The following is a 22127-nucleotide window of genomic DNA, read 5'->3' on the forward strand; positions in this document are numbered from 1 at the left end:
ATGGCCAGGCCGATCTCCTGATCTTGTCCGTGTGTCACAGCTTGGGTTCCCCTCCGCGGGGGCTTGGGTTGCGGGTTGTCGAGACCTTGCACCCCAGACCCGCGGAGGGGGCCCGTGACGAAGTCTGGCATGGAGCTGATGGAGATTTACGAGGCTTACGACCTGACCGGGTGCGCCTGGTCGGCGGCGCAACTGGCGGGGTGTGACCCCAAGACGGTGCGCCGGTATATCGCGATCCGCGCGGCGGGCGGCAACCCGCACCAGCCGGCGCCGCGACCTAAGGCGATCGACGCGTTCCTGGCGAAGATCGAGGAGAAGGTCGACCGGTCGAAAGGGAAGATCCGCGCGGACGTGGTGCACAAAGACCTGGTCGCGATGGGATTCGCCGGGTCCGAGCGGACCACGCGGCGGGCGGTCGCCGAGATCAAGGCGGCCTGGAAGGCCGGACGGCGGCGCGTCTACCGGCCCTGGGTGCCTGAGCCGGGGATGTGGCTGCAGTGGGACTGGGGCGAGGGCCCGCGGATCGGTGAGCGCCGCACGCAGCTGTTTTGTGCCTGGCTGGCCTGGTCGCGGTTTCGGGTGGTGATCCCCGCCTGGGATCAGACGCTGGCCACGTTGACGTCGTGCCTGGACGCGGCGCTGCGGCGGCTGGGCGGGGCGCCGACGTATCTGCTGACCGACAACCCCAAGACGGTCACGATCGAGCACATCGCCCGCATCGCGGTGCGCCACCCGCAGATCGTCGAGCTGGGGCGGCATTACGGGTGCGTGGTGACTACCTGCGAGCCGTTCGATCCCGAGTCCAAGGGCGGGGTGGAGGCAACGGTGAAGATCGCCAAGGCGGACCTGGTGCCCACCCACGCCAACCTCCGCGCCGCCTATGGGAGTTTCACCGAGTTGGAGACCGCGTGTGCTGCCTGGAGTGAGCACATCAACGGCCGCCGCCATCGCGAGACACACCGGCCGCCGATCGAGATGCTGGCCGAGGAACGCGCTCGCCTGCACGTGCTGCCCGCCGATCCCTACGTGCTCGCGCTCGGCGCCGAGCGCCTGGTCTGCGACGACCGGACCGTCCGCTGGGGCGATGTGCGCTACTCGGTGCCGCCCGGCCACGAGGGACAGACGGTCTGGTGCCGCGTCCACGGCGACGAGTTGGTCATCGTCGGCCGCTCCGGCACCGATGAGCAGCACGGTCAGCACGGTCTGAGGGAACTGTGGCGGCATCGGCTGTCGGTTCCGGGCCGGCCGCGGATCGTCGATGCCCACTATCCCGAGCACGAGGGCGGCAACGGCCCCAAAGCGCCCCGGCCTCGCCCGCGGACCAAGGCCGAAGAAGCGTTCCTGGCGATCGGGCCGGGTGCGCAGGCGTGGCTGATCGAGGCCGCCGCCACCGGAGTGGTGCGGATCCGCACCAAAATGGCCCGCGCGGTCGAGCTGGCCAGTCTGCTGGGCGCGGCCCGGGTGGATGAGGCGCTCGGCCTGGCCGCGATCAACGGCCGGTTCGCCGAAGCCGATCTGGCCTCCATCTGCGACCACCTCGCGTTGCATGAGCACGCCGGTGAAAACACCCGTGTCGACGAGGCTCACTCGGTCCAGCCCGGCACCGCTTCCTGGGCTGCCTTCAGTAACACCAACAGCGTCAAAGGAGATCACTCGTGAGTGTCACCCTTCCTGCGGCCCCACCGGTCCCGGCCGAGTTGGAGGCCCTGTTTCGCCGGATGCGTTTTCCTTACGCCCGCAAAGCGGCGCCCGAGGTGCTGGCGACCGCCCGCGCGCAACGCTGGGACCCAGCCGAAGTCGTGCGCGTCCTGCTCAATGAGGAGGTCGTCGGCCGCGACCAGGCGACCCGCCGCAACCGGCGCAAGAGCGCGGGCTTTCCCTCCGGCAAGACCTTTTCCTCCTGGCGGCGCGAGGGCTCCACGATCAACGAGGCCACCCAGAACGCGCTGATGACGCTGGAATGGGTCAGCCGCGCGGAGAACCTGGTGATCGCCGGACCGTCCGGCACCGGCAAGTCCCACTTCGCTGAGGCACTGTCGCATCTGGCGATCGAAAAAGACCTGCGGGTGGCCTGGTTCACTCTGGAGTCTCTCAGTGCCACGGTCGGCCGGGCCAAGATCGACGGATCGGTCTCGCGCGCCATCGGCCGCATCTGCCGCAGCGACGTCATCGTTATCGATGATATCGGGTTGCTGCCGGTCGGCCACGAGACCTCCGAGGCGTTCTACCGCGTTATCGATGCCGCCTACGAGCGCCGCTCGGTCGTGGTCACCAGCAACATCCACCCGTCGGGTTTCGACACCATCATGCCCAAGACGCTCGCCACCGCGACCGTCGACCGGCTGATGCACCACGCCCACCTGGTGGAGACCAGCGGCGACTCCCATCGCCTGGCCGAGGCTCTGTCCGGGCGTGGAGTGATCCCGCTGACCTGACCGCCCACCCGGAGATCGACCTGGCCACCCACCGGGATTCCCAGTGGCCACGCCAGGAATTTTGATGGCCATCAGCCAGGAGAAATCTGGCCGCTCAACTGGAGAACGGCGTGTCCGCTAGCAGCGGTGAGGAACCAGAGCCGACCAGGCATCGCCATTGCGAAAAGTGGCGCTATTAACGAGGGCGGAAATGAAGTGTCCCGGAGGTGACCTCCGGGACGCTTCATTTGTGTGCGTGCGATGTCAGCCGAGGGCGCCGCCGGGGGCTGTTTCGCCTGGGGAGAGGCTGGACAGGTACGGGGATCTGGTGAACCTGGTCCATGAGGTGGCGCCGTACGTCATGGGGGGCGATCGGTGCTTACGGTGGCGCGGCGCTGGTCAGGGCCGACGAAGAGGCCGCCGACGCCACGGTCGGGTGGGGGCGCACGCTGCCGCGGTGCATCTTCGAAGTCACCGCCACCGAGGAGGAGATACCCGAGGCGGTGACGACGCCGTCCACTTGATGGTCCACGGCGACGGCCGCCGCTGAGCCGGGGCTCGCGCCACCGGAACGACGAGAGCCCGGAGGCGTTGATTTTGTCGCAACCTTTGTCGCATCCTATTGATACAAAGCTTGCGACAAAGGAGATGGCATGACCCGTGAACCGTTACCGGACGCCGGCCCGTCGGCGCCTGCGACCGATCTGCGACTGGCGAGCGCGTGGCTGGCCCGGCACGGCCTGGCCGACGCCCACCCGACCCCGCTGCTGGCCGGCCGGCTGGCGGTCCGCAACCGCGCCCGCCTGGCCACTTACGTCATCCTGGCCGCGCTGATCATCGTGAGCGCCCTTGCCGCCGTTTCCGCTTTCAGCGACCCCCAGCCGTATCGCCCGCTGCCGCTGCTGGCCCTGACCGCGTCGGTGGCCGGACTCCTGCTGGCACAGTCGCTGCTCGACCGGTGGGTACGACGCGTCGACCAGCGAGCGGCCGCGACGCTGTCGCGCAGGGCCACCCATACGATCCAGCCCGGCTGGCGGACCGTGCTCGGCCGGCCGTTCGCTGTTTTCGCCGTCGCCACGTCCGCCGGTGCGATGGTGCTGGCCGTGGGCGCCCTGGCCGTTCCCGACCCCACCGTGCGGCAGCTGGCCGTCGTCGTGCTGATCGGCCTGCTCGGCGCGACGGCCATCACCGCCCTGCAGTTGCGCCACCTGCTACGGCACCCGGTCGTGGCGGAGGACGAGGAGTCGCTCACCGCCGACGTCATCATGCGCGTCGAGGACGCCCGCGAGCTCACCACGCCGAATGTGCAGTGGTCACTGCCCATGGTGCTGCTGTTCGGCACCGCGCCCGGCTGGTGGGGCGCCGCCGCGGTCGCCTACGTGATCCTGGGCATGGTCGCCCTCGTCGCGCTCCGCGCCAGGACGCCGTCGTGCGCGACGGTGGCCCGACAGGTCATGAGCGTCCGATGATCGTCATCGACGCGGCCTCGCCGGTGCCGCCGTTCGAGCAGCTACGATCCCAGCTCGCCCGGCAGATCCAGGACCGCACGCTGACCGTGGGCGCCCGGCTGCCGACCATCCGCCACCTCGCGGCCGACCTCGGCCTGGCCGCCAACACGGTCGGCCGGGCCTACCGGGAACTGGAGGAGGCGGGACTGATCGAGACGCGCGGGCGGGCGGGCTCGTTCGTGTCGGCCACCGGCCAGCAGGGCCGGGAGCGGGCCCACCGGGCCGCCGCCGACTACGCCGCCGTGATCGCCAGTGTCGGCATCGACGAGGACGAGGCGATCCGCATCGTACGGGCGGCTCTGACGTCCGGCGCGGCAGCACCGGCCTCGTCATGACCACGACCCGGCCGCGGGGGTCACGTCGTCGAACGCACGACGTCGGTGTAGTGGCCGCTCAGGCGGCGTCCGGGCCGCTGCGTCGGCTGCTCCGGAAATCCCGCACCAACTCCGCGGTGATCTCGATCTCGGTGTGGGTCATGGGGAGCAACAGCAGCTCGACTCCCACCGCGAACCACGGCCCCTGTTTCTCCACGTGATCAAGCGAAGAGTCTCACGTACCTGGCGGTGCCGATTTCACAGTCATTGAGAAAGCAGCTGTTCCTTTCGAAAAGGGGTACCAGTGCGATCAAGTCTGACATCGTTCATCGCCGTGGCGACGGTGGCCATCGTGGCGGCAGGCGTGCCCACGTCGGCCGGGGCCCGGATCGGCACACCGGAGTCGGCGGTGGCCGAAGCCGGGGGAGCGGCTCCGATCTGGGGCGAGTGCCCGCCGGTGGAATCCGGCGGCGTCTCGCGCGACCCACGCCGGCAGTGCGCGACGTTGCGGGTGCCGCTGGACTACCGCGCCCCGCGCGGGCGGAGCATCGAGATCGCGATCTCCCGGATCGGCACGGCGCGTCCCGGGGCGCGTCGCGGGATCCTGCTCTCCAATCCGGGCGGCCCGGGCGGTAGCGGCCTGGACCTGCCCAGCCGGCTGGCGGTCGTACTGCCGCGCGAGGTCCTGGATCGGTACGACCTGATCGGCTTCGATCCGCGCGGGGTCGGCCACAGCACCCCGGTCACCTGTGGCCTCGATCTCATGAGGCAGTTCACGCTGCTGTTGCCCTACCCGGGACCGGATGGCGGCATCGGGCGCAACGTCGCCTTCGCACGGGACACCGCGGCCGCGTGCGCCGAGCATTCCGGCGATCTGCTTCCGTTCATCACCACGGCCAACACAGCCCGGGACATGGACCGCATCCGAGCCGCACTCGGTGAGCCGAAACTCTCCTACTTCGGCCTCTCCTACGGCACCTATCTGGGAGCCGTCTACGTCTCGATGTTCCCGGGACGCACCGATCGGATCGTGCTGGACGGCGCCGTCGATCCGGACCTGGTGTGGCGGGACATGGGGCGAACCTGGAGCCAGGCGATCGCGGTGCGCCTGCCCGACCTGCTGGCCTTCGCAGCCGAGCGGGACGCCGTCTACCACCTCGGCGCGACACCGGACGAGGTGCGGCGCATCTACGACCGGCTGCTCGCGACCCTCGACAGGCGGCCCCTGCCGATCCCGGGCGGCCCCGTGCTCGATGGCAACGCACTGCGCGAGATCACCCGAGTGGGGCTTTACTTCGACGGCGACTTCCCTTTCATCGCCGAGTTCTGGCAGGAGCTCACGGCCGCCGTCTCAGGATCCACCGTGGACCCCGCCATCCTGAGGCGACTGGACCGGCTGGGCTCTGTCGGCAGGGCCGACGACTCGGGAACTGGGAGCGCGGCAGGTGGCGAATCAGGGTCAGGCCGGCAGGCGGTTGGTTGGAGTGGGGCCTGGTTCGAACAGCTCGACGAGGTTGCCGGCGGGATCGGTGAGCAGGATCTGGCGTCCTCCGGGGCCGGCGACCACGTCACTGCGGAATGGCAGTTCGGCCTTGCGGAGCCGGTCGATCGTGGTGTCGAGGTCCTCAACGATGAGGTGGATGCGGTTTCGGCCGGCAGGGGTGTCCGAGGGTGTGGCGCGGGCGCCGGAGCTGGTGGGTCCGGATAGCAGCAGCCGCAGGGGACCACGGACCACGTCGGCGAAGGCGGGCGCGGCGTCCAGGCGCAGGGTGAAGCCCAGGTGAGTGGTGTAGAAGTCGATCGAGGCGCGCACGTCGTCGACGAGGTAGCGGACGCCGGCGAGCTGATCGGGTGCGGTCATGGCAGGGCCTCCTAGGGGGTCAGGACCGGAAGTAGGTGGCGGACACGGGCATCGATCTCTGCCGCGGTATGGACGAAGGCGCGGTGGGCGTCCTTCTGGGCGGCCTTGGACGCTGCGGGGTCGGGGATGCTCCAGTGGATGCGCCGGGTGTGGTCGCCGAAGTCGGGGCAGACCTCGCGGACCTTGTCGCACAGGCTGATCACGTAGTCGAAGTGGCGGTCGGTCATGGTCGCCAGGGATCGTGGGCGCTGTCCTGTCAGGTCAATGCCGTAGCCCTCGTTTAAGGCCTGTACGGCATGGGGGTGGAGCTGCGGCCGGGGGTGGCTTCCCGCGCTGGTGACCTCGACGTGGTCGGCGTGGCGGCGGAGCAGGGCTTCGGCGATCGGTGAGCGGGCGCTGTTGCCGGTGCAGGTGAACAGTACGGTGGGCGCAGGTCCCGGATGGCGTGGCGGTGGGGTGGGACCGGGGTGGAGCGCCGGATGCAGAGCGGCGCCGGCATCGGTCAGCGCCTGAGCGCAGCGTTCCAGATCCAAGTGGTAATAGGTGTCACGCGCATCCGCGCTGCTGCGGCGTGCGCTCACCAGCTTGCCGCCGCGTAGCAACCGCAGATGGTAGGAGAGCAGGTTCTGCGGCTGACCGATCAGCTCCACCAGCTCACGCACCCGATAGTCGCCGGTGGCCAGTTCGCTCAGCAGTCGCCACCGCACGGGGTGTGCGGCCAGCTGCACGAAGTCTGGAACCACTTGAGCGGGGGATACCATGAAGTGATAATACATCAAATGAATTTGATGGATTGGGCTCGCCGCGCAACCGCGGGTTCTCATCTCACCGGCCTGGCTGCGGTCCGGCGGAGACCTGACGGGCGCCACCAACCTCATTCCCGGCCCCAACTCCACCGAACTGGCCGTTCACCTGGGTTTCGACCGTGCCCGATGGCGTGGCCTGCTGGCCGCGGGCTTCTGCGCCGAGCGCGTCGTTCACTCGAAAGCGGGAGGCGCCGACCGCTGTCCCGACCCGGAGCGTGTGACCGGCGTCTTCCAGCTCGGCCGCCACCGCCACCTGGTGAACCGCGACGTTGGCCGGTTCGAACTCGGTCCGGCGACCTCACCAGCCCGCGCCCATCAGGCACGCTGCCAGGCGAAGTACGGCGTCGGCTCCCGGCCTCGCCGAGTCGGTGTACCCCCTACCGCCGAGGCGATGCCTCAGCTCACGGCCTTCTTGACGAGAGCGGTGATCGTCTTCGCGACTTCGTCGCTCAACTCGGTCACGGCGAAGGACGTGGGCCACAGGCCGCTGTCGTCGGCGAGCTTTGCCTCGGAGGTGAAGCTGAAGGTTGAGTAGGGCTCTTTGTCCGTGTTCCCGCTACGGAAGAAGCACACAACCTTCCCTTTTCTGGCGTAGGCCGGCTGTCCGTACCACAGCTTCGGCGACAGCTCTGGGGCGTTGGTGGTGACAATGGCGTGGATGCGTTCGGCCATTGTGCGGTCCGACGGTTCCATCTCCGCGATCTTCGACAGCACATCGAGTTCCTCGGCGGCTGCCTTGTTGCCACGGCCACGGTTCGCCTCCTTCCTCAGTTCCGCGGCGCGTTCCTTGATGGCGGCATGCTCCTCCTCGGAGAAACCGTCCGTGCTTTTCTTGCTCTCCGCGCCGATGTCCGCGCTCACCGCTGTCACTCTCCTCGTCGTCATCGCTGTGAAGTGGTTGTGACGCTAGCCGTGCCGCGAAGCCGGCGCTTCTCGATTCTTGATCGATGCTCGCCCCGCGCTTCCGGGACACACCTCGTCGCACGGGCCCACACTGCCGGCTGTCGCCCGCGCGGCAGGCGAGGTGGAAGATGGTGCGTATGGGTCTCGGGCGTGCGGAGGCGCAACGGTTGCAGGACATCGCCGTGATCCGTCGTGTCCGGGATCGGATCGATCGTGAGTACGCCAAGCCGCTGAACCTTCAGGCGCTGGCCGCTGGGGCGCATATGTCGGTCGGGCACCTGAGTCGAGAGTTCCGTCGCGTCTACGGTGAGTCTCCGTACTCGTATCTGATGACCCGGCGGATCGAACGGGCGATGACGCTGCTGCGCCGCGGAGACCTCAGCGTCACGGAAGTGTGTTTCGAGGTGGGTTTCTCCTCACTGGGCACGTTCAGTACGAGGTTCACCGAACTGGTCGGCGTGCCGCCGAGCGTCTACCGGCGTGACCATTCCCAGGCCGCAGCGGGTATTCCGCCGTGTCTGAGCAAGCAGGTGACCAGACCGGTCAAGAATCGAGAAGCCCGCGCCCGGTAGTCATGCGTAGCGTGCCGGGCATGAACGTCACCATTCAGCACGCCTTCCTCCCGCACACCGACCCCGAGGCCGCTCTAGGTTTCTATCGCGACATCCTGGGCTTCGAGGTCCGGGCCGATGCCGGCTACGAAGACATGCGGTGGATCACCGTCGGCCCGGTCGGACAGCCCGGCACCTCCATCGTGCTGCAGCCGCCGGCGGCCGATCCGGGCATCACCGACGAGGAGCGCCGCACCATCTTGGAACTCATCACCAAGGGCGCCTACGCCGCCGTCACGCTGGCCACCGACGACCTCGACGGGCTGTTCGACCGTCTGCAGGCCGCAGGTGCCGATGTGGTCCAGGAACCCATCGACCAGGACTACGGAGTCCGTGACTGCGCCTTCCGTGATCCCGCCGGCAACCTCATCCGCGTAACCAGCGCATCTGCCTGAGCCGGCCCGCACAACTTTCACACTGAAAGCACGAAAGGACCACCGATGCCGCTCTCTGTCGACATCATCACTCTCGGTGTACCGCAGGTAGAAGCCGCATGTGCCTTCTACACGTCCGCGTTCTCAGCCACGGCCACGGACGACGACCACACCGCCGGCCTCGACCTTCACGGCACCGGGCGGCTCGCCCTCCGCCAGATCGACGCGCTCGCCACCGACTCCGGTACGGACCCGGCGACCTTGGGTTTCCGTGGCTACGTCCTGTCCTCCATCGTCAACCGGCCCGCCGAGGTCAAGGCCCTTCTCGATGCCGCCACAGCCAAGGGCGCGACGGTCATCAAGCCGGCGAGGAAGCAGTTCTTCGGTGAGTTCACCGCCGTCTACCAGGCACCGGACGGGGCCGTGTGGAAGCTGACCGCGGCCTCCAAGAAGGACACCGATCCCGTCCCCGACCCGCCGAAGCCGATCGAGACCGCCATCTACCTCGGCGTCGCCAAGCCGATGGCATCCAGGGCGTTCTATGAGACGCTGGGCATGAGCGTCAACCATGACTACGGCGACAAATTCCTCGACTTCGCCATCGCCGACGGCGTGTGCCGGCTGGGCCTGCTGCCACGCAAAGCCCTCGCCAAGGACGCCGGCGTCGACGAGCACGGTGACGGCTTCTCGGCGCTCGTCCTCACCCACATCGCCGCTTCCCGTGACGACGTCGACGCTCTTCTAAGCGCCGCTGACTCTGCCGGCGGCCGGGTCACCGCCGCAGCGGCCCGAACCGACCGGGGTGATTACGCCGGGCACTGCACCGACCCCGACGGCTACCACTGGAGGATCACCACATCCGGCTGACCGCCACGGGTCGCTCGGCGCGACTGGACGGGGGCTGCAGGAGGGGGTGGGAAGGGGCGAGGAGATCGCGGGGGCTCCTGAAACGCGCCCAACGTTCCGGCTGGTAGATCGGTGGACACGACGAACAAGGTGACAGAGCCCGAGCTTGGCGGCAAGACGCCGGAACGCCGAAAAATTGGGAAGCTCTCCGTCGAGAAGTTCATCGAGCTCAGGGATACGCGGGCCACCGATGCCGTTCGTGCGCGACTGCGCTGACCCCCTGGTATTCATGAGAAGGCGTCCCGGCGCAGGTCGCGGGCCTCGGGGCGTCGCTGGAAGCCGGCCGACCTGTAGGTGGCGACGGCGCCGACATTGGAGCTGGGGGTGATGACGGTCGCGCTCGACGAGCCCAGCTTCCGGAGGGCGGCCGCCGCGGCGAGGGTGATCGCGTGGCCATGGCCGTGGCCGCGATGTTCGCGGTGCACGCCCATCGGCTCCAGCAACCCGGGCTTCCCCGGACCGGCCGACCACACCGTCACCGCCGCCACCGCGTCGCCCCGGTCGTCGTACGCGACCAGACACCGGGCGTCGGCGTACGGCGGTCCGGCCGCCATCGCGTGCCAGCGCTCGTCGGTGAACGTCGACCCGTCGAACGACGCCCGCTGTACGGCGGCCCGCACGTCCGCCTGCTCCGGTCCGATCACTTCGATCCGCACGTCCGGGTCCTGCACCGGCTCCGCGAGGTCGCGGCGCAGCGGCGTCCACGGCTCGCCGGCGTTCCAGCCGTTCCCGGACAGCAGGTCCCGGACCAGCGCGCGCATGGGCGCTTCGACGTTCGCTCTCCCCTCGGGCAGTACGCCGCGCTCCGGCTCGGTCATGTCCGCGACCAGCCGTCGCGCCACCTCCTCGTCCCGCCGGGCGTCCGGCGCGATCGCGAGCCGCAACACCCTGGGGTCGTCCAGCAGCCCGACGGCGAGAATCCGTCCGTCACGGCTCCAGGTCCGGACCGCCGCGGCCGTCGCCTCCGCGCCGAATCGCCAGAACCAGCCCAGGTCTCCCGGGTGGAGTTGCGGTGGCGCCTCGTCGTGCTGCCAGTCCCGCAGCACGTCCACGACCGCGCTCAGCCCGTCGACTCCCGGCTCACCCGACACGATCGCCATGGCCCCGATCACACCCCACCGCACCGGTGGTCCGCACCTGATTTTCTGCCGGTGCGCTCCAGCACTCGCGCGACATGGGGACGTACTCGCATGGCAGGCGAGCGGGAACCTCCTGGCCATGCTGGCGCAGCCGTCCTGGTGCGGCGCCGTACGAAATGACGGAAGGTATCCCTGCCATGCACGTCACGCCCCAGATGGCCGCCACCGCGGCTCACGCGGTGATCGGCTCGATCGATTCGTCAGCCGGTCGCGATGGCGATTCCCGGGAAGGCGGTGGTCGCGTTGCTCCACGGCGCGTAGTACAGCCGCCAGGAGCAGACGCGGCCGTTGAGGACGTAGCCGGTGCAGGGCACCTGAGCGCTGGTGTCGATCAGGGAGATGACCCCCACCGCGTACTGCTGGGTGGTGCCGGACGGTTCGGGAGTCTCCACCGGGCCGCCGCTGTCGCCCTGGCCGGCCACGTTCTTGCGCGTCGGATTCTCAAGAAGGGCCAGGCCGTAGAGCACGCTCTCGGCAAGGTAGATCGTGACGTTGGTCATCTTCACCTGGCAAAGGCAGATGGTGCCCGAGTAGGCGCCGGAGGTGCAGAGCCACATGCCCACGTAGGAGGCGGAGGTGCCGACGACCGGGTTGCTGAACTCCGGCGATACGGTGCCGGGGTTGTTGTTGTAGACGCGGCCGGCGGTGCTCGCGCGGATCAGCATCACGTCGCGGCTGGTGTTGGCATAGGCGATCGGGCCGATCACCTGGCCGGTCGGGTCGGTGGCCGTCTGCCCGATGCTGCCGCAGTGGGCCGCGGACAGCATCCAGCTCGCCCCGCCGGCGGTGACGGCGAAGCCCGTCGAGCAGCCGCGGCCGGTGCCGGTGGTGCGCCAGGCCGCGCCGCCCAGCCAGGGCGCGGCATCGTCCCAGCGGCTGGCCGGGGTCGGTGTGACGCCGGCCTCCACGGTGACCGGTACCGCCGAGTCGGCGACCTTCGAGCGGGTCAGGCCGTAGGCGGCGCCCGAGACCGTCAGGCCCGAGCCGTCGACGTTCGGCGCGATCGAGGTGATCGCGCCGCCGGAGGTGCGGCCGAGACGGTTCATCTCGCTCTCCAGTTCCCGGGCCGAGTAGGCCGCGGGCAGGACACTGACCGGGACGTCCCGGCGTAGTCGGCCGACCAGGTCGTCGATGCGCTCGGGGGTGTCTCCCTTCCAGTAGACACGCAGTTCGCGGTTCTCCGGCGCCGCGACGATGCCGGCGAACCCGGTGTCGCCCTGCGTCCTGACGGCGGCGGTGACGCGGTCTGCGGCCTTGACCAGCTTCTCCTGGGTGGCCACCAGGTCCTTCCAGGAGGCGAAACCGCCCGGGACCTCGCCGGTCGGCTCGACGGCCCGGGTGATGGCGTTCTCGGGGGAGGCGGGAGCGGGGGCCGCGGTGGCCTGGATGGCGTTCATCGCGACCAAGGCGAGGGCGACTCCCAGCGCCACTGCCGGACGACCGGCGGATCGTGAGGCTCTTGCGGTGATCGGGGGGATTTTCACCGGATGCTCCTCTGCGTTTCACTTGCGGGGATACATCCGATATTTCATGAGTTTACGGCACAATCAATGTCTTGACATGTATTTTCAGAGTGGTAAATCGATGAAGTCAGACAATATCGTGTTGGGATTCCGGCCTCGGGCTCAGGGCCTGTTACGCATCTCCGTCTGGCCGTTCGGGAGTTGAGGTCGCCCAGTTCGGGGCCGGTCTGAGGCTTCCGCCTGCTCGGCAATGCCTCAGCCGTTGATTTCCAAGATGACCGGAAAAGAGTCCTATCGAACCGAGCGAAGCGATGATGCCCACACTGAAGATGAGTGACGCGGTCACCGGCAAGGCGGCCGACGGGACGTACGTGCCCAAGGCGGGTGACGTCATCGCCTTTTCGCCCCCGAATGAGCGGAGCAGGGTGATCGCGCCGCCTGAAAAGCGGAAGGTCGGCGGTTCGACCCCGCCTCTGAGCACAGTGGCCGAGCAGCACGAACGCCCCGAGCCGATCACGGCCGGGGCCTTCTTGGTTCTGGTCGACGGCGGTGCTGCCGACAGGGTGGGTCGGCCGATACGAGGCCCTCGCAGGTCGGTCGAACGAAATGACCGCATGACTCCGGGGCATTCCAGAGTGGCCAGGGCTTCCCTGTTGAATGAATGCGCAGGGGCGCTAGATTTTGATGATGAAGCGCTCAACGATCGCGGTGCTCGTGGCCGCCTGTATGGGGGTCGGTGCCGCCTTAGTGGCTTTTGTCGCTTTTTCGGCGTCAACCGATGGGTGTACCGCTGAGGATGACCGGCTCATCGCCTCCCTGGGCAAGCTCGACATCCTCGATGCTCATCCGGCGCACGCGAAACCCCAGGGGGGACGCGGATCCGGTTGCGACAGTGTCTACCGGACGGTGACTGTCAGGCAGGCTTACCGCCCTTCGGGCCAGGTGGCCGAGATGCTGTCCTTTTATCAGGACGCCGCGACCGCGGACGGTTGGAAACCTTCTCCAAAGGATGAAGGCGGAGTGGTGAACTGCTTTGTCAAGTCCGTCGACGGTAGAGATGTTCACCTCTCGGTGTTGTTCCTGGAAACGGAGGACGACGACTACGAGGTGAACGTGAGCTCCTCTGTGAGCGGCAGGAGTCGGTGTTGAGCTTCGGCCTCCTGGAACACGACGAAGGCCTGCGGACGGGGTGAGGACGGGCCGGGAGGAGGTTGGCGGGCATGCCGCACATGCCCGCGTTCGGGACGACGGGTCCACGATGCGGGTCCCCGTGATCGGGCCGTGGGAGGCGGTCAGCGGTTCAGTCGAAGCCGGCGTGCGGTGCGCTGGTGCCCTGTGGCACGCGGAGCGGGCCGGACGCGCCGGGACGGACGTCGAAGTCGAAGATCGCGGTTGGCAGGTAGACGGTGGCGCAGGAGTTGGGAATATCCACCACCCCCGACAGCCGGCCCTCGATCGGCGCGGCGCCGAGCAACAGATACGCCTGCTCGGGGCTGTAGCCGAACGCCGTCAGGTAGTCGATCGCGTGCAGGCAGGCCCGCTGGTAGGCCAGTTGCGAGTCGAGATAGCGCTGCTCGCCGTCCAGGGTGACGGACACCCCGGAGAAGGCGAGCCACTCGCTGTACTGAGGGCCGGTGCGGCCCGGCATGAAGATGGCGTTCTCGCCGACGCGGTACGTCTGCATGCCCTCCTTGATGACGTCGACCCGCAGGTCGATGAACCCGCCCATCTCGATGGCACCGCAAAAGGTGATCTCGCCGTCGCCCTGTGAGAAGTGCAGGTCGCCGACCGACAGGTTCGCGCCGGACACGTACACCGGGTAGAAGACTCGGGAGCCCCGGGTGAGGTTCTTGATGTCCTGGTTGCCGCCGTTCTCTCGCGGCGGTGCCGTGCGGGCCGCCTCGGCCGCGACCCGGTCGAACTCGGACGGGGAGACGGAGCCGAGGACGGCGTCCTGGGGCTCGGGAGGCAGGGCCAGCGGCGGCACCCTCTGCGGGTCCGTGGCCCTCAGCGCCGACTCCCGCGCGTTCCATTTCGACAGCAGCGCCGCTGACGGCGCGGTGCCCATGAGTCCGGGGTGGGTGATGCCGGTGAACGACACCGCCGGGATATGGCGCGATGTGGCAGTCTGACCGGAGAAGTCCCAGACCGCCTTGTAGGCGTCGGGGAACTGCTCGGTGAGGAACCCGCCGCCGTTCCTGGTGGGGAAGATCCCGGTGTAACCCCAGCCCTGGCCGGCCAGCGGGCCGCTGTCCTCCTGAGGGATGGGCCCCAGGTCGAGGATGTCCACGACCAGCAGGTCGCCCGGCTCGGCTCCCTCCACCGCGAACGGGCCGCTGAGCGCGTGCACCTTCGTCAACGGGGCGTCACGGATGTCCTCGGCGGAGTCGTCGTTGTGGATCGCACCGTCGAACCACTCCCGGCAGTGGACCCGGAAGCTGTCGCCGGGCTTGACCCATGCCACCGGCGGGATCGCGGGGTGCCAACGGTTGTGACCGATCTTGGCCTGGTCGGTGAACTTCCTCTTCGAGTCGAGCGGGAAAATCAACTCTGGCACGGCTGGGTTCCTTTCGGCGCTGCGAGACGGTCACGGCCGCGGCAGGCGGCCGGTAGCGGGATGGACGGCCACCGCGCCTCCGGCGCGGCGCCGCGGCAGGGACGTGACGACTTCGGGCTCGGAGGCGCTGCGCTCCGCGCGCTGCAACCGAGCGGCCACGGCGGCCGGAGTGCGCGCCAGCATCGGCGCTGAGAACGCCCGAACCGAGGCCGCGCCACAGTCCGGGCACGGCACCGCAGCGGGTGCGGTGCCTATCCGAAAAGTGACCTCGATTTCTGAGCAGTGCGGACACCGATAGGCATATACCGTCATAGCACGCGCCCTTCGAGCGACTTCGAGTCGGTCCTCCCCGGTCGTGATCCCTCTCTACCGACGTGACCTCGGAAAACAGTCTCAGAGTCGGATGTATCCGCAATTTAACGTGTGAATGGAATGCAATCCATCTCACTTCCGCCAACTTGCTCGCACGGTAAGGTAGATCGCTTATTCCACAGGCGAAAATACGAGGAGATGTTCCTTCGTGCTCAATGTTCTGGCCGGTGGTGACGTTCCCGGCCCGCTGTCGGGAAATGTCGGTCTTGGACCGTTACTTAGCTGATCATCGCTGATTCTTGGCGGCGAAGATCGGTGGCACGTCCAAGGGGGATGTCACGCGGCGATCCGCAGGCCGTCCTCGTCCGGGTCGCGGATCAGCCGGACGCCGGCGGGTCCGAGGGAACCCGCCGGGCCCGCGATGATTTCGGCGACCTGCCGATCGTTCCCGGTCTCACGATTCGAGAACGCCGCCGGCCCTGGGGGCCATCTCGAAAGGCTCCGAATTGAGATCGATCCGAACACGGCATTCCAGTATGCCTTTTTCTTTTACCTGAAATTTTAGCGGGAGGATAGTCGATATGGCAGGTCCGTGCGCCGAGGATCCAGGAGGATTGGCGCTCACCATCGAGGGTGACGCCGGTGTTTATCGATCCCGGGCCCGGGGATACTTGTCGTCGTAATCGCTCATTCCGGGCGAATCAACGAATCCGGGAGGCTGACATGAATGGCTACCTACCGTATCGTGATTCCACTCCGACTACCCGCATTGGGGGCGTACGCGGCTGGCAGGCGGACATTCTTCGCGGCGAGTCGTAGCTGAATGAGCCGAGGTGCTGCGGTGCGTAAAGGCCGCAGTGCCTCGACCTGTTGCAGGCGGGGCGATGCATCGGGGGGCGTCTGTGGTGCGATTGTTCTACCCTGCCGTCTGGCGCAGCGATGCGGTGGAGGATCTGTTCGGATTCCCGGTCCCCGATCCCTACCGGTGGTTGGAAGACGGCGATGACGCGCGCGTGCGGGACTGGGCCGCGGCCCAGGATCATCTCTTCCGCGCGTATCGCGCCGGATGGCGTGAGAGGCGATCGTGGGCGTCCTTGGTGGATCAGGTGTCATCCTTCGGCGTCTCGGAGCCTCCGATGGTGCGTGGTTCGGTCATGTTCCTTGCCGAGCAGCTCCGTGGGGACGAGCAACGGCGCCTGCTCGTCGTTGACACCGAGGGGAACAGGCGGGTGCTGGTCGATCCGGTAGAGATCGATCCGTCCGGCCACACCGGGCTGCACGCCTGGTGGCCGTCGCGCGAGGGCGAACGCGTGGCCGTCCAGATGGAGGTCGCCGAGCAGCCCGGCAGCGACATCCTGGTGCTGGACGCGCGTACCGGTGAGGTGCTGGACGGGCCGTTGCCACGCGCCCGTAACACCTCGCTCGCCTGGCTGCCGGGAGGGGACGCGTTCTACTACGTCAGCCGTGTTCCCGATGAGGAACTGGCCCCGGGCGACATGCGTCTGCAGCGGCGGGTGAGGTTGCACCGGATCTGTTCCCCCTGGCAGACCGACGCGGTGGTGTTCGGCGGCGACGATGCCCCGGACCACTATTACGGGCTCACGGTCAGCGCCGACGGCCGTTGTCTGGCGATCACCGCGATGGTCGGCCCCGCCTCACACAACGATGTGTACGTGGCCGAGCTCGTCGATCCGGAAGCCCCGCATTTCGTCAAGGCCGTGGACGGACGCGCCATAGGCGCCCGTGTTCTCCCACGCTTCCTCGCGGACAACGACCTGCTGCTGGTCACCGACCACCAGGCCCCGTGTGGCCGCATCTGCGTGGCGCACCGGCACGACACCGACCCGGCCGCGTGGCGCGCGCTGGTAGCCGAAGATCCCCAAGCCCCCTTGGACGAGTGCCTGGTCCTGGACGACCCGGCGCTTCCACGGCCCCTTCTGCTGGTGGCACGCACCCGCCACGGCATCTCCACCCTGACACTGCACGACCTGGCCAGTGGGCGGCTGCTCACCGGTCTGCCCCTTCCCGGTGCGGGCGTCGTGTCGTCCCTGCGCACGAACGTCCCACACGGGCATCACGCGTGGTTCAGCTACTGCGACGCGACCACGCCTCCCACCATCTATCGCTACGACGCCACCAGCGGGAGGACGGAACAGGAAACCGGCGCCACGACAGCCGGACACACTCCGGAGATTCACAGCCGCAGCGTTCGCTATCCCGCCGGCGACGGTACCGAGATCACGCTGTTCCTGTTCACCCCGGCCGAAGAACATCGGGGCCCCCGCCCCACCCTCCTCTACGGCTACGGCAGCTTCGGCATGCCGATGCGCCCGTGGTTCTTCCCCGCGGCGGCCGCGTGGGTCGGCGCCGGCGGCACCTACGCGGTCGCCTGTGTACGCGGAGGCGGCGAAGAAGGCCAACGCTGGCACGACGCAGGCCGCGGAGCACACAAACATCGCGCGGTCAGCGACTTCAACGACGCCGCGACCTGGCTCATCGACACCGGCCGAACCACCCGCGACCAACTGGCGATCTTTGGTCAGTCCGCCGGCGGGCTACTGGTCACCGCCGCCGCCACACAGCGGCCGGACCTGTACGCCGCGGTCATCGCCGAAGGCCCGCTGTGCGACATGGTGCGCTACGAACACTTCGGCCTGGGGTGCACATGGACCGACGAATTCGGGACCGCCTCCCAGCCCGAACAACTCCAATGGCTACTCGCGTACTCCCCGTACCACAACGTCACACCCGGAGACTCCTATCCCGCATTCCTGCTCACCGGCGCGGTGACCGATCTGCAGACCGGAGAGGCGCACGTCACCAAGATGTGCGCGGCCCTCCAAAACGCCACCAGCGGTGACCGGCCGATCCTCATGCGCCGAGAGCCCGACACCGCCCACGCCGCCTCTCCCGCGAGCAAAGAGCGCGCCCTGACCGCGGACATCCTGGCCTTCGCCGGAGAACACACCGGTCTGTCACCGAAGAAAGCAACCACGCGTCTTCACGAGACCGCCGCGGAACCACATGGAGACGGGCTGGAAGTGCATTGAAGATCCTGCGTTCCGGTCCCGCTTCGGATGGTTCGGGACCAGACGTCGGCTTTCGCGTTCCGAAGCCGGATCGACTGAGGTGACAGGCGTCATCGCCTCCCGGAAAACCTGCAGATTACAGGCGTGTTCCGGTTATAAGGTGCGCTCGTGGAAAATCTTGAAAGCCTCGTCATCGCCAGGCGGCTTCGGGTTCCCGTCGACGCTCCCGACGCCTTCGCGCCGGGCCGGGGGGAGACGGCCGCCCGTCAGCTCGACGCCGCGCTGTTGAGCGTCGGCTTCAAGTGCTCGGCGGCTCTGCTCGAACACCTGACGAGGCTGCCCGGCGAGACCGTGTCGGATCTCGGCGTACGGGTCCTGGCCACCGTCCGCGGCCTGGTGGGCGACCACGTCCAGCACAACGTCTACTTCGTCGACTTTCCCGCGAACGTGCCCGACACCCTGGAGTTCTGGGCCGGTCTGCTGCGTGAGGCCCTGCTCGACCCGGTCGCCGCCGCGCGGGTCCAGCCGCCGACGCTCGACCTGCTGACTCTGCCGGGCTATGGCCGCTACCGGCACACCTACGCCGACCTGCTGGCCGCTCACGCCGAGCTGATCCCGCTGGCCGGGGACCGGGTGACCGTGCTGGAGCTGGGCGGGAGCCTGGAATCGGAGGCGCGTGAGCTCTACTTCTCGCTGGCGGGCTCCGAGGTGCCGCCGGCCGCCGAGGATCTGGCGGCGTTGCGTTCCCTGGCGTCGTTCTGCGCTGACCAGCCGGAGCGCATCCCCATGCGTGAGAACCGCGCGGTCATCAACGAGGTGCGGCTGGCCGCCGGCCGGCCGCTGCTCGTCGACACGGTGACCGACGTGCTCCGGCTCGCCTGCGGCTGCTCCGGCGGCGATGTCACGCTGGCCACCCCCACCAGGATCCGCTCGTTCCGCCGCGCCGAGCGTCGCGCCCTGCTGCAGGCCTTGGACACCGTCGCCTCCCCGGCCAAGCTCGGTGACGTGCCACGCCATCGGGAGCAGTGGAAGCGGCTCGGCGAGCGGCTGCATCCCCACGAGTACCCGCGGTTCCCACGTGCCGCCGCCGTCTTCGAGGTGGCCAGAGGCGTGCGTAGGGCCGTCGGCTTCGACAGCCGCGTCGAGGCCGCACTGTCGGCGGGCCGTACCTCCGACGCCGTCGAACTGCTGGGGAAGGCGCCCGGTGCGCTGCTGCGCCGCCTCGACCACCTGCTGCGGATCGGCCTTTCCGCGCCGACCGTGCTGGACGCCGCGGAAAACGCCGTGGCGGGCGCCTCCGGCCGCCTCCTGTTGTCCCTGCGCGAGCACCTCCAGAACCGGCTCGCCCCCGCCTCCGGCCGCGTCTTCACCAACCGGTACGGCAGGGCATGGGCGACGCCCGACTCCCGCTCGCCGCTTGAGGAGGAGGTCCTGTCTCGGGCGCTCGCCATCCTGGACGAGGAGATCGTCCGCCGCCTCCCCGATCCCGGCGCACTGATCGTCGATCCCGACGTGCTCGACGTCGCCCTGCCGCTCTCGGGCAAGGCCGTCTCGCCCGGGCTCGGCATGCTGCCCCGCGGCTCGCTTTCGACGGTGGACGGAGAGTTGCTCAGATTCTTCGTCCACTGGCGGCAGGCTGAGCGGCGCACCGACTACGACCTGTCCGCGCTCATGCTCGACGCCTCCTACGGCAACGCGACGCACATCTCGTGGACGAACTACGGCAACGACTTCGCCGAGTACTCCGGTGACCTCACCGAGGCACCCCACGGCGCGTCGGAGTTCATCAACATCCGTCTCGCCGACGCGACTCGGCCGATCATCATTCCGCAGGTCAACATCTACGACGGAGAGCCGTTCGACGAGGCTGCCGAGGCGTTCTTCGGCTATATGACCAGGGAAGCCGGGCAGGAAGGCAGGCCGTTCGAGCCGCGTACCGTGCGTACGAAGTCCGACCTGCGGGGCTCGGGCCGGATCGCCCTGCCGCTTGTCTTTCTCCGTGATGACAACGGCGGATGGCGGGTGAAGTGGCTGCACCTCTACCTGAAGGGACGTCCCGGCTTCAACCAGGTGGAGGGCAACCGGGTCACCACCTCGTTGCTGACGCGTTCGATCGTGGAACGCGACTACCTGCGAGTCCGATACCTGGCCGATCTGCTGGGTAAGAGAGGCTCTTCAGCGGAGCACACCACCTACATCGGATTGGCGGCGCCGGCCGACCTGCCGCCGGGCTCGCGGGTGTACACGCCAGGGACGCTGCACGAACTGATTCCCGCCTGATATCGTGAAGATCGCGAGGCCATGGGAGGGCTTCCTTCTCACACCCGATTTGGATCCTAGCCTTCCCGCTTTCCTCGCATTCTGGTCGTGAGGCCATCTGAGAGCTTCCTTCTAACCTGGTTCGATTCCAGGTAGACCCCGGTGGGTCTGCTGGTATATCCAGCTCTTGGGCCTTCCTCACGACCGGTCCGCTGCGAAACGCCGCCGATTACTTGCCGTAGCAGTACTTGTCGGTGATTCCGACGTCGGCGAAGCGGACGGTTCTCCAGGCGGTGTAGGGAGCGCGCCTTGGAAAAGATGCTTTATATGACAGGGTCGGGTCTCTCTGCAGTCATTCGGGCGACGATCATCCGCCAGAGGGCGAACTGCAGCAGGGCGAGGAGCACGGCGGAGGGCATCAGGGTCCAGATACCGGCGCTCTGTCCGATGGCGCCGGTCAGCCAGGGGAGCACCGCGCCGCCGATGACCGATATCCCGTTCATGATGCCGATGGCGGTCGGCACCAGCCGGGCCGTGGTCAGATCAGGCACCACCGCCATGGCCGTCGGGAAGACGGGCCCGAGAAAGAAGCCGAGCAGGAGGAAACCGGCGGTGGCCACGGCCGCTCCCGGTGCCGCCCAGGTGAGTACCGCGCTCGCCGTCACGCCGGCCAGGCAGGCGTAGGTCATGCCGACCGCGGTCAGTCCCATCCTGGTGGCGACCGGACTGATCAGGAACCGGCCCAGGGTCAGCCCGAGCCAGTAACCGCTGGAGATGTACCCGGCGGTCAGGCCGGTCTGCGCGTGCTCCTCGACCAGGAAGGTGAACCCCCAGTTGCCTACACTGATCTCCAAACCGACGTACACGGCGAGAAACCCCGAGGCCAGTGCCACCGCGGGCGAGCGCATGACGGCGGTCAGCAGACCGCCCCGCTCCGGTTCGGAGCCCTCGGGGTCTGCCGGAGGCAGCAAGGCGTCTGGGTACGGAGGCCCCGCCGGCACGGGGCGCTCGGCCGCACCGTCACCCGCGGGGGTGTGCCTGGGATAGGCCACCAGGAAGCCGGCCACCAGCGGCAGGCACGCCACCGCCAGCACCAGCCACACGGCCGTCCACGGCAGGAAGGTCAGCATCCAGGCGGCCGTCAACGGGCCGAGAAGCGCGCCGACACCAAAGAACGCGTGCAGGCGGTTGAGCAGCGTCGTGGCCGAGGGCAGCTCTGTGAGGTAGGCGTTGAGCACCGACTCCAGCACGCCGATGCCGTAGCCGGCCACCAGCTGCACTGCCAGGAAGGCCACGAACGGCGGGCGGCTTGCCATGTACAGCGTGGCCATCACGTACAGGCCGCCGCCGATGGCGAGGGCCAGGCGCGTACCGAGGCGCTCAAGCAGCGGGCCCGTACCGGATCCGGCGAGCATGAACCCGGCGGAGGACACGAAGAAGGTGATCCCGATCGTCGTCATGTCGACGCCGTAGTCGCCGATCAGCGCGGGCAGCAGCACTCCGCCCACACCGGCGTTCAACCCGGCCAGCACAAAGGTCGCGTACGCCAGGGCGACCGGCGCCCGCCACGGGCTCCTAGGGACGGGCACATGCTCTCCAGCGCGGATGGGATTCAGACACGTTGAAGCTCAGAGCACAGTGCGATCAGGGTAGCCCGAGGCCGGATCACAG

21 protein-coding genes, 1 tRNA gene and 1 pseudogene are annotated in these 22127 nt (G+C 68.3%); 14 read left to right on the top strand and 9 right to left on the bottom strand.

Annotation, left to right across the window (positions count from 1 at the left end; genetic code table 11):
- Nucleotides 1-129: 129 nt before the first annotated feature.
- From istA to ACFQVD_RS34510, 5 genes are all read left to right on the top strand, one after another.
- On the top strand, nt 130-1659 hold the full coding sequence (gene istA / locus ACFQVD_RS34490; RefSeq protein WP_386274280.1) for an IS21 family transposase: 1530 nt from the start codon (nt 130-132) through the stop codon (nt 1657-1659).
- Nucleotides 1656-2435 (top strand): IS21-like element helper ATPase IstB, encoded by a 780-nt coding sequence (gene istB, locus ACFQVD_RS34495; RefSeq protein ID WP_364159275.1) that lies wholly within the window; start codon nt 1656-1658, stop codon nt 2433-2435. Before istA ends, istB begins: the two co-directional genes overlap by 4 nt.
- 320 nt (nt 2436-2755) lie before the next feature.
- Nucleotides 2756-2938, top strand: coding sequence for a hypothetical protein (locus ACFQVD_RS34500; RefSeq protein ID WP_343972552.1), 183 nt, complete (start codon nt 2756-2758; stop codon nt 2936-2938).
- A 129-nt stretch (nt 2939-3067) separates the two neighbouring features.
- Nucleotides 3068-3883: a hypothetical protein gene (locus ACFQVD_RS34505; protein WP_343972555.1), complete on the top strand. Its 816-nt coding sequence runs from the start codon at nt 3068-3070 to the stop codon at nt 3881-3883.
- A complete protein-coding gene (locus ACFQVD_RS34510) occupies nt 3880-4257 on the top strand; it encodes a GntR family transcriptional regulator (RefSeq protein ID WP_343972558.1) in 378 nt (125 codons plus the stop codon). The genes ACFQVD_RS34505 and ACFQVD_RS34510 overlap by 4 nt, the downstream gene beginning before the upstream one ends.
- A gap of 58 nt (nt 4258-4315) precedes the next feature.
- On the opposite strand, the gene ACFQVD_RS34515 is transcribed toward ACFQVD_RS34510, so the two are convergent.
- Nucleotides 4316-4453, bottom strand: coding sequence for a hypothetical protein (locus ACFQVD_RS34515; protein ID WP_343972561.1), 138 nt, complete (start codon nt 4451-4453; stop codon nt 4316-4318).
- A gap of 294 nt (nt 4454-4747) precedes the next feature.
- Here ACFQVD_RS34515 and ACFQVD_RS34520 point away from each other — a divergent pair.
- Nucleotides 4748-5398, top strand: a pseudogene (locus ACFQVD_RS34520) (alpha/beta fold hydrolase); the annotation flags it as partial.
- Between the two features lie 297 nt (nt 5399-5695).
- Here the strand turns inward: ACFQVD_RS34520 and ACFQVD_RS34525 are convergent.
- The 3 genes from ACFQVD_RS34525 to ACFQVD_RS34535 form a co-directional block, all read right to left on the bottom strand.
- Nucleotides 5696-6049, bottom strand: coding sequence for a VOC family protein (locus ACFQVD_RS34525; protein ID WP_386274418.1), 354 nt, complete (start codon nt 6047-6049; stop codon nt 5696-5698).
- A gap of 59 nt (nt 6050-6108) precedes the next feature.
- Entirely contained in the window at nt 6109-6858 is a 750-nt protein-coding gene (locus tag ACFQVD_RS34530) for an arsenate reductase/protein-tyrosine-phosphatase family protein (protein ID WP_343972567.1), read from the bottom strand.
- 441 nt (nt 6859-7299) lie between these two features.
- A complete protein-coding gene (locus ACFQVD_RS34535) occupies nt 7300-7764 on the bottom strand; it encodes a DUF1801 domain-containing protein (RefSeq protein ID WP_343972570.1) in 465 nt (154 codons plus the stop codon).
- A gap of 179 nt (nt 7765-7943) precedes the next feature.
- Here ACFQVD_RS34535 and ACFQVD_RS34540 point away from each other — a divergent pair, with 179 nt between their 5' ends.
- The 4 genes from ACFQVD_RS34540 (at nt 7944) to ACFQVD_RS34555 (ending at nt 9913) form a co-directional block, all read left to right on the top strand.
- Nucleotides 7944-8378 (top strand): helix-turn-helix transcriptional regulator, encoded by a 435-nt coding sequence (locus tag ACFQVD_RS34540; RefSeq protein ID WP_343972847.1) that lies wholly within the window; start codon nt 7944-7946, stop codon nt 8376-8378.
- Between the two features lie 20 nt (nt 8379-8398).
- On the top strand, nt 8399-8812 hold the full coding sequence (locus tag ACFQVD_RS34545) for a VOC family protein (protein WP_343972573.1): 414 nt from the start codon (nt 8399-8401) through the stop codon (nt 8810-8812).
- A 45-nt stretch (nt 8813-8857) separates the two neighbouring features.
- Nucleotides 8858-9658: a VOC family protein gene (locus tag ACFQVD_RS34550; protein WP_343972576.1), complete on the top strand. Its 801-nt coding sequence runs from the start codon at nt 8858-8860 to the stop codon at nt 9656-9658.
- 111 nt (nt 9659-9769) lie between these two features.
- Nucleotides 9770-9913 (top strand): hypothetical protein, encoded by a 144-nt coding sequence (locus ACFQVD_RS34555; RefSeq protein WP_343972579.1) that lies wholly within the window; start codon nt 9770-9772, stop codon nt 9911-9913.
- 11 nt (nt 9914-9924) lie between these two features.
- On the opposite strand, the gene ACFQVD_RS34560 is transcribed toward ACFQVD_RS34555, so the two are convergent.
- Together ACFQVD_RS34560 and ACFQVD_RS34565 are read right to left on the bottom strand one after the other, a co-directional pair.
- Nucleotides 9925-10797, bottom strand: coding sequence for a GNAT family N-acetyltransferase (locus ACFQVD_RS34560; protein ID WP_343972583.1), 873 nt, complete (start codon nt 10795-10797; stop codon nt 9925-9927).
- 239 nt (nt 10798-11036) lie between these two features.
- Nucleotides 11037-12320, bottom strand: coding sequence for a hypothetical protein (locus tag ACFQVD_RS34565; protein ID WP_343972586.1), 1284 nt, complete (start codon nt 12318-12320; stop codon nt 11037-11039).
- A gap of 393 nt (nt 12321-12713) precedes the next feature.
- Between ACFQVD_RS34565 and ACFQVD_RS34570 the strand changes: the two genes are divergently transcribed.
- A tRNA-Phe gene (locus tag ACFQVD_RS34570) sits at nt 12714-12776 on the top strand.
- Between the two features lie 210 nt (nt 12777-12986).
- Nucleotides 12987-13448: a hypothetical protein gene (locus ACFQVD_RS34575; RefSeq protein WP_343972589.1), complete on the top strand. Its 462-nt coding sequence runs from the start codon at nt 12987-12989 to the stop codon at nt 13446-13448.
- A gap of 151 nt (nt 13449-13599) precedes the next feature.
- Here the strand turns inward: ACFQVD_RS34575 and fmdA are convergent, their stop codons facing one another.
- A complete protein-coding gene (gene fmdA, locus ACFQVD_RS34580; protein WP_343972592.1) occupies nt 13600-14856 on the bottom strand; it encodes a formamidase in 1257 nt (418 codons plus the stop codon).
- Nucleotides 14857-14886: 30 nt separating this feature from the next.
- Nucleotides 14887-15168, bottom strand: coding sequence for a zinc ribbon domain-containing protein (locus tag ACFQVD_RS34585; protein ID WP_343972595.1), 282 nt, complete (start codon nt 15166-15168; stop codon nt 14887-14889).
- Nucleotides 15169-16052: 884 nt separating this feature from the next.
- Here ACFQVD_RS34585 and ACFQVD_RS34590 point away from each other — a divergent pair.
- Both ACFQVD_RS34590 and ACFQVD_RS34595 read left to right on the top strand, forming a co-directional pair.
- Nucleotides 16053-18218, top strand: a complete 2166-nt coding sequence (locus ACFQVD_RS34590) for a prolyl oligopeptidase family serine peptidase (protein ID WP_343972598.1) — start codon at nt 16053-16055, stop codon at nt 18216-18218.
- A gap of 147 nt (nt 18219-18365) precedes the next feature.
- Nucleotides 18366-20477, top strand: coding sequence for a hypothetical protein (locus ACFQVD_RS34595; RefSeq protein ID WP_343972601.1), 2112 nt, complete (start codon nt 18366-18368; stop codon nt 20475-20477).
- Between the two features lie 302 nt (nt 20478-20779).
- On the opposite strand, the gene ACFQVD_RS34600 is transcribed toward ACFQVD_RS34595, so the two are convergent.
- A complete protein-coding gene (locus tag ACFQVD_RS34600) occupies nt 20780-22045 on the bottom strand; it encodes an MFS transporter (RefSeq protein ID WP_343972604.1) in 1266 nt (421 codons plus the stop codon).
- Between the last annotated feature and the right edge of the window lie 82 nt (nt 22046-22127).

The sequence above is a fragment of the Streptosporangium amethystogenes subsp. fukuiense genome, assembly GCF_042665875.1.
Lineage (GTDB): Bacteria > Actinomycetota > Actinomycetes > Streptosporangiales > Streptosporangiaceae > Streptosporangium > Streptosporangium fukuiense.

Excerpts from the sequence above, each read along its gene's own strand:
- ACFQVD_RS34540 (WP_343972847.1), top strand. The coding sequence starts at position 7,944 with ATGGGTCTCGGGCGTGCGGAGGCGCAACGGTTGCAGGACATCGCCGTG.
- ACFQVD_RS34530 (WP_343972567.1), bottom strand. The coding sequence starts at position 6,858 with ATGGTATCCCCCGCTCAAGTGGTTCCAGACTTCGTGCAGCTGGCCGCA.
- ACFQVD_RS34500 (WP_343972552.1), top strand. The coding sequence starts at position 2,756 with ATGAGGTGGCGCCGTACGTCATGGGGGGCGATCGGTGCTTACGGTGGC.
- istA (WP_386274280.1), top strand. The coding sequence starts at position 130 with ATGGAGCTGATGGAGATTTACGAGGCTTACGACCTGACCGGGTGCGCC.
- ACFQVD_RS34545 (WP_343972573.1), top strand. The coding sequence starts at position 8,399 with ATGAACGTCACCATTCAGCACGCCTTCCTCCCGCACACCGACCCCGAG.
- ACFQVD_RS34590 (WP_343972598.1), top strand. The coding sequence starts at position 16,053 with ATGCATCGGGGGGCGTCTGTGGTGCGATTGTTCTACCCTGCCGTCTGG.
- ACFQVD_RS34575 (WP_343972589.1), top strand. The coding sequence starts at position 12,987 with ATGAAGCGCTCAACGATCGCGGTGCTCGTGGCCGCCTGTATGGGGGTC.
- ACFQVD_RS34510 (WP_343972558.1), top strand. The coding sequence starts at position 3,880 with ATGATCGTCATCGACGCGGCCTCGCCGGTGCCGCCGTTCGAGCAGCTA.
- ACFQVD_RS34560 (WP_343972583.1), bottom strand. The coding sequence starts at position 10,797 with ATGGCGATCGTGTCGGGTGAGCCGGGAGTCGACGGGCTGAGCGCGGTC.
- ACFQVD_RS34505 (WP_343972555.1), top strand. The coding sequence starts at position 3,068 with ATGACCCGTGAACCGTTACCGGACGCCGGCCCGTCGGCGCCTGCGACC.
- ACFQVD_RS34550 (WP_343972576.1), top strand. The coding sequence starts at position 8,858 with ATGCCGCTCTCTGTCGACATCATCACTCTCGGTGTACCGCAGGTAGAA.
- ACFQVD_RS34585 (WP_343972595.1), bottom strand. The coding sequence starts at position 15,168 with ATGACGGTATATGCCTATCGGTGTCCGCACTGCTCAGAAATCGAGGTC.